This is a genomic window from Microcoleus sp. Pol12A5 (assembly GCF_036701435.1).
Classification (GTDB): Bacteria; Cyanobacteriota; Cyanobacteriia; order Cyanobacteriales; family Microcoleaceae; genus Microcoleus.
Map to the genome: position 1 here is coordinate 1 of NZ_JAUBQU010000193.1, position 6,984 is coordinate 6,984.

The following is a 6,984-nucleotide window of genomic DNA, read 5'->3' on the forward strand; positions in this document are numbered from 1 at the left end:
TTCCGGTGTCTTTGGCTTGGCTGCTGCTTTCTTCCAAGGCGTCGATCGCATTTGCCAATACATTCATAAATACCTGATTTAACAGTCCGGGATGACAGCTTATTTGCGGCAGTTCTCCGTATTCTTTGATCACTTTAATGCCCTGCCAGTTGGCTTTGGCTTTCAGTCGGGTGTTTAACATTAACAAGGTACTTTCTAAACCTTCGTGAATGTCGGCAGTCTTGATTTTAGCTTCGTCTGCCCGCGAGAAATTGCGAAGAGTTTGAATAATTTCTACAATGCGCTCGCATCCGGTCTGCATCGAATTGAGCAACTTGGGCAGGTCTTCTGCTAGAAATTCTAAGTCTATATCATCGGCTTGTTGCTGAAGTTGGGCTGGGGGATTCGGGTACTCTTCTCGATACACCTGCACGATTTCTAATAAGTCTAGAACGTAGCCTCGGACGTGGCAGAGGTTGCCGGCGACAAAGCCCACGGGGTTGTTAATTTCGTGGGCAATTCCTGCTAGCACCTGTCCGAGGGAAGACATTTTTTCGGTTTGTACTAACTGCATTTGAGTTTGCTGCAACTCGCTCAAAGCTGTTTGCAGTTCTTGGGATTTTTGTCGATCGCGATCGGCGGCGGCGGCCCGTTCTTCCTCAACTCCGATCGCCGCAGCAATAATTCCGATCAGCTTGCAGTCGGCTTCTGTGGGCGCGATCGACTCAGTGTAGAGAAGGCACAGCGCACCCACGTAATTGCCGCCCAGCCGCACTGCTTGTCCCAGATAGCTTCGCAGTTGGTAGCGGATGACAGCAGGATCGGTTTGGGCGTAGATCGTGCTCTGCAAGTCAGGAATCGCAACAGCCCGATCGCTTCCTTTGCTGCATACGTCGGTGCAGATGTGGCCCTCGGCGCGATCGACCAGCGGGTAGTCAGGGGGCGCTTGCCAAGTCGCGATCGCCCGCAGGAGTTCGCCACCGACGTGGCTGTAGATGGCGCAGTTTCCGCCCAAAAGCTCACCGGCTAAGGATGTCAGCCGCTGGATGTTGTCAGCGGCGTCGGTGGTGAATCCCAAAAAGCACTCGTTGATTTTGCTGAGGCGGTACTCTGCTTGCCTGCGCGCCGTCATGTCGCGGGAGTTGATCACAATTCCTTTCACAGCGGGGTCTGCTAGCAAGTTGATGCCGACACCTTCAAGAAAACACCAAGAACCGTCAGCGCGACGGAATCGACCTTCTACGGCGATCGGATCGCCTGGATTTGCCATCAGTTTTTCGCCGTCGGAAATCACCGAGGGCAGGTCGTCAGGGTGGATCAAATCGAGAGCAATTCGATCGGCGAGTTCATCTGGTTCGTAGCCTAAAACTCTTTCTACAGAAGGGCTTTCGTAAACAATGCGACCGCTGGCGTCGAGAATAGTAATGATGTCGGAACTGTTGAGAATTAGCGATCGCCACTTAGCCTCATTTTGAAACAAAGCTGACTCGGCTTGTTTGCGATCGGTAATATCCTCTACCATTTGCAAAATAAACTGTGGCGTTCCCTGACTGCTGTCGATGACAGAGGCGCTGAGGCGTCCCCACCTGATGCTGCCGTCTTGGCGGAGGTAGCGCTTCTCGATTTGATAAGCTTCGCGGGAGCCCGCTGCCAACTCTTGGCGCAACTGGCGCGAAACTTGTGCGTCTTCCGGGTGCGTGCAGTCGTCGAGGCCGACACCGCGCAGTTGAGCTTCCGACCTCCCCAGCATAGCTTGAAATGCCGGATTAGTGGCGATCGCAACACCTTCGAGGGTAGCGACTACCATGCCGATCGCAGCGCGTTCAAAAATTGCCCGAAACCGCTGTTCGCTGTCTCGCAAAGCTGCATCCGCTGCCACTTCCTGGGTGATGTCCCGCCCCGCGACTGCCAAACCTTTGCGCGAACCGTCGGGGTTGAACAGCGGCACTTTCCGCACTTCAAACAAATTGCTGCCGCCTGTGGGCAAGGAGACAATTTGGCGGCTGGAGGTAAGAGTGCCTGCTTGCCAGGTGGTTTCGTCGGTTTCCTGCCAAGTTAGCAGGATTTCTCTGACTCTGGGATCGGCGGCGGCAGCGAGTTCGGCAGTAGTTTTCCCCTGGTAGTCTGCGGTTTCCCAGCCCAAAAGTTGGAGGGCGCAGTCGTTGGCAATCAGCCAGCGCCCCTCGCTGTCTGTAAGGTTGATCGCGTCGGGCACGGCATTAATCGCGGTTTTCAGCCAGTATTCTTGATTTCGCAGGGCTGCTTCGGCTTGTTTGCGATCGGCGATTTCGGCGACGGTTCCTTCGTAGTAAAGGAGTTCGCCATCTTCGTCGCGGACTTCGCGCACGTTTTCCGAGATCCAGGTAGTGCTGCCGTCTTGGCGGCGGACGCAGGACTCAAACTCTTTCAGGGAGCCATTTTTGCTGATTTCTGCCATGAAGGAAGCGCGGCGGGTGCGATCGGCGTAAAGGTTTTTTGCCGAACATTTTGCGATCAGTTCTGAGGGGGAATCATAGCCGTACATTCGGGCGAGTGCCTGGTTGGCACTGAGGTAGCGCCCGTCTGGGGCGGTTTGAAATATGCCTTCGGTGGCGTTTTCAAAGATGCTGCGGTATTTTGCCTCGGCTTGTTTGAGGGCTTCTTCTGCTTGGAAGCGATCGGTGATATCAGATTGGACGCCGATGAAGTGGGTAACGATCCCGCTGCTGTCGCGCACCGGCGAGATGGTGAGTTCGTTCCAGAAGGCGGTGCCGTCTTTGCGGTAGTTTTTGAGAACTACTTTGCAGTCATGCTGTTCTTTCAGGGCCACGCGGATTTGATCGACGGCAGCGCCATCGGTATCCGGGCCTTGCAGGAAGCGGCAGTTCTGCCCGATTATTTCGCTGCGATTGTACCCTGTAATCCGCTCGAAAGCCCCGTTGCAGTAGACTATAGGCTTGTCCGGCCGGGTAGCGTCCGCGATCGCGATGCCGTTGCTGGTAGCTGCCAGGGCGCGATCGTACAGCCTCCAGACTTCTTCTATTAAATTCGGTGTGCCGCCAGTACGAGTCGGCGATAGCGTTTCAGAAGGAATGCTTATATCTATCTGCATGAGTTTCTATAAATTGAGTTTATTGTAGATACCGACTGGCAGCACATTCTATAGTTTAACAGAATTGCCTGTTTTCCACAGGCAGAAGTTAGAAGGCTATTATGCAGAATTTGGGCGTTAAATTCTACCTAAAAAAATCTGGCTTCCCTCGTTTTTTTCCTCTTTGCTTCTGACTTGTGCCTTCTACCTTCAAAGGAATCCTACTTGTTAATTTATAATAGCTCTCCCAGGGATCACTCTATCTTTGGTATGGTTTGCTTGGCAGGGTTTGGGCGGATTACAAGTTCGGGTATTTATTTTTTTAATTAAATAAAAACTACATCATCCGGCTCTCGTAAAAAAATTAATTAAATACTTTTTAGTTAAATGATTCAAACTCTTCTCTCAAACAAACCGAGGAAAAATTAATTTTGAACGAACACAGCAAGTTCTGAAATATCGTCGATCGCAAAAGTCGGTTCTAGGGCGAGACACTGAGGGCGATCGCCATATCCGTAAGCCGCCCAACAAACATCTATCCCAGCATTTTTAGCAAACAGCAAATCAATCGCTGTATCGCCAACCATTAAAATTTGACTGTTATCCAATTCCGGGAACAGTGGTTTAATAATTGAGTGAAAAACCGCCGGATTCGGTTTGATAATTCTTTCTCCATTATCACCTAAAATTAAATCAAAAAAACTGTGAATTTTCATTTTTTGCAGTAACAAATTCACAAAACTAATGTGTTTGTTGCTGAAAACTCCCAGGCTCAATCCCGACTGACGCGCCAACTGCAAAACTTGATTTGTCCCGGTAAATAACTCTACCTGCTTTTCCCCTTCCGTCCGATAATAAGAGCGGTAAGTTTCAACCCATTCAGGAATTGCGCTTTCCTCGATCGCCGGATGGAGGATTTTAAAAGTATTTGGTAAATTGATGCCGATCGTACCTATAATAGTATCAGCAGCCGGCGGGCTAATATTGTAATTTTCAAAAGTTTTGGTAAAGCAAAAGACAATAGCTTTGTGAGTGATTGCCAAAGTGCCGTCGAAGTCAAAAATAATTAACTTGTACTGACTCATATTCCTTGAAAATTTTTATATAGCAACCGGAGGTTTTCCCTGAAATCATAGCATTATTAATCTCTAAGCTACCAATTATAAGTATAAATTTTAAAACTTCAAGAGGTCAACATGAGTGTAACCGAAAAATCAGAAATTCTAGCAACAGATTTCCCAGACCACACTCAATCACCAGACTCCGACGGTACTTTTGTAAAAAAAATATTATAACACCCTCACAACATCCTGTTAACAACATCAATTCGACCCATTTTAGACCAAGTTCATCCCGACGGGCAATACTGCATCGGTAAAGATTCCGGTATTTATTGGCGAGTTGCCGAACTCCCGGAACCGCGCGAAAGAGCAGCCCAAGCACCTGATTAATTTTACGTGTCCGAAATGCCGCCAACTCTTGACGAAAATCTGCGCCGTTCCTATGTAATGTGGCGGGAATTAATGCCGCCTCTGATTGTACTTGAATTTGTTTATAGCCATAGCTGTCAAGAAAAAAATAGGACTCCTCGCCAAGGCCAAATCTGGATTTACGAGCGGATAATTCGACCTGCATTTACGGAATTTATGAAGTCAAAAAGGCACAAGTTGAAGGGTATCATTCGGTAGAGGAGTGGTTCGAGTTAGTCCCACAAAATCAGCGCGGACATTACCCTATCGCACAAATACGAGTGGAATTAGGCATTTGGCAAGGGGTTGATCGGGGCGTAGAGTTGCCTTGGCTGCGATGGTGGGATGCTTCGGGGAATTTGCTGCAGGCGGCCGAGGAACGGGCAGAACAAGCCGAATTGGCGACACAACGAGAACGACAAAGGCGCATAGAAGCTGAGCTGCGAATTCAAGCTTTAGAAGCGCGTTTGCCAGAGTTAGAATGTGGGTAATACAATTTTAGATTTTAGATTTTAGATTGGCGATGACTGAGGACTATCGGGGTTGAGATCTTCATAAGTCATTCGCAATTCTTCAATCAAAAATCTAAATTCGCATAAGTCGCGGATGCCGGTAGAGACACGGCAATTCAGTCTCCCTAGGAATATCATGTGCTGTAAAAACCCGATCGCCTAGCAGCCTCCTCAGAAACGATATAAACATTCATCGGTTATTATCAAAAATTTGCGTATATTAACTTAAGTATTGCATCACTTTTTGTGTAAGTCCTATGGCACTAATTGTTCAGAAATATGGCGGAACCTCGGTTGGCACAGTCGATCGCATTTTGGAAGTAGCCCGACGAGTTGTAAAAACAGCACAGCTCGGCAACTCTCTCGTTGTCGTACTTTCGGCGATGGGCAAAACCACCGACGGTTTAGTTAAACTAGCCAAGGAAATTTCCGCAAATCCCAACAAGAGGGAAATGGATATGTTGCTCTCCACTGGGGAACAAGTCTCGATCGCACTTTTGAGCATGGCATTGCAAGAAATGGGACAGCCGGCAATTTCCCTCACCGGCGCCCAAGTCGGCATTGTCACCGAAGCCGCCCACACCCGCGCCCGGATTTTGCGAATTGACCCAAATCGGCTTGAAAGCCAGTTAAAAAGCGGTAAAGTCGTTGTGGTGGCGGGTTTCCAAGGCATCGCCGATGCCGGAGAATTGGAAATTACCACCTTGGGCCGTGGCGGTTCCGACACAACCGCAGTGGCCCTGGCAGCAGCGCTGCGGGCCGACAGATGCGAAATTTATACCGACGTTCCCGGAATTCTGACTACAGATCCGCGCTTGGTTGCCGACGCGCAATTGATGGACGAAATCACTTGCGACGAAATGCTGGAATTGGCGAGTTTGGGCGCAAAAGTCCTCCACCCGCGCGCGGTAGAAATTGCCAAGAATTACGGCGTGCCGCTGGTAGTGCTTTCTAGCTGGAGTGACGCCCCCGGTACGCGGGTAGTGTCCCCCCCACCGCAACCCCGTCCTTTGGAGGGCTTGGAGCTCGCAAAAGCGGTGGATGCGGTGGAATTTGACTTAGATCAGGCGGGGGTGTCGCTGCTGCGTTTGCCCGATCGCCCCGGCGTAGCAGCGCGATTGTTTGGTGCGATCGCGCAGCAAAACCTCGATGTAGACTTAATTATCCAGTCAATTCATGAAGGAAATACTAACGATATTGCCTTCACAGTGACGCGAAAATCTCTGCAACAAGCCGCCGCCGTTGCAGATGCAATTATCCCCGCCCTCGGCAAGAATTCTCGCCCAGAATTGGGAGAACCGGAAGTGAAAGCAGAAGAGCGGCCAATAGCTAAAGTTAGCATTGCGGGTGCGGGAATGATCGGTCGTCCGAGGGTAGCCGCGCAGATGTTTAAGACTTTAGCGGATGCGGGAATTAACATTCAAATGATTTCCACTTCCGAGGTAAAAGTTAGTTGTGCGATCGATGCCGAAGATTGCGATCGGGCCGTTGCCGAACTCTGCAAAACATTTGATGTCGCCAACTCCCCTATTGGGCTGCGTTCATCATCCAACAAACCGCCTGCAGTCCGCGCCGTTGCGTTGGATCTCAATCAAGCGCGTCTAGCAATTCGCCAATTGCCCGATCGACCCGGAGTAGCAGCAAAACTGTTCGGACTTTTAGCCGAGGAAAATATCAGCGTAGATACAATCATTCAATCGCAGCGCTGCCACAATATTGACGGCATATTAACTCGCGACATTGCATTTACCGTCGCACAAATTGACGCAGAAGCTGCTAAAAACGCCCTCGAAAAAGCCGCCCCCGAATTCGGATGGGGCGAAGTAGCAGTCGATACACAAATAGCCAAAGTTAGCGTTGTCGGTTCCGGGATGGTAGCGCATCCGGGAGTAGCGGCAAGGATGTTTGAAGCGCTTTCCCGCCAGCAAATCAACATTCAAATGATTGCCACTTC

3 protein-coding genes and 1 pseudogene are annotated in these 6,984 nt (G+C 49.9%); 2 read left to right on the forward strand and 2 right to left on the reverse strand.

The annotated features are described in order from the left end of the window. A partial coding sequence (locus QUA45_RS27095; RefSeq protein ID WP_333222915.1) for a PAS domain S-box protein occupies nucleotides 1–3,070 on the reverse strand: 3,070 nt, incomplete at its 3' end. A gap of 404 nt (nucleotides 3,071–3,474) precedes the next feature. Further along, the gene (locus QUA45_RS27100; protein ID WP_333222917.1) at nucleotides 3,475–4,134 is read right to left on the reverse strand and encodes an HAD family hydrolase; all 660 of its coding nucleotides are present in this window, start codon (nucleotides 4,132–4,134) and stop codon (nucleotides 3,475–3,477) included. 111 nt (nucleotides 4,135–4,245) lie between these two features. On the opposite strand from QUA45_RS27100, the pseudogene QUA45_RS29310 reads away from it, so the two are divergent. Further along, nucleotides 4,246–5,009 (forward strand): annotated as a pseudogene (locus tag QUA45_RS29310) (Uma2 family endonuclease). Between the two features lie 278 nt (nucleotides 5,010–5,287). Continuing rightward, nucleotides 5,288–6,984 (forward strand): aspartate kinase (locus tag QUA45_RS27110; protein WP_333222921.1); only part of this gene is annotated, 1,697 nt, incomplete at its 3' end.

Excerpts from the sequence above, each read along its gene's own strand:
- QUA45_RS27100 (WP_333222917.1), bottom strand. The coding sequence starts at position 4,134 with ATGAGTCAGTACAAGTTAATTATTTTTGACTTCGACGGCACTTTGGCA.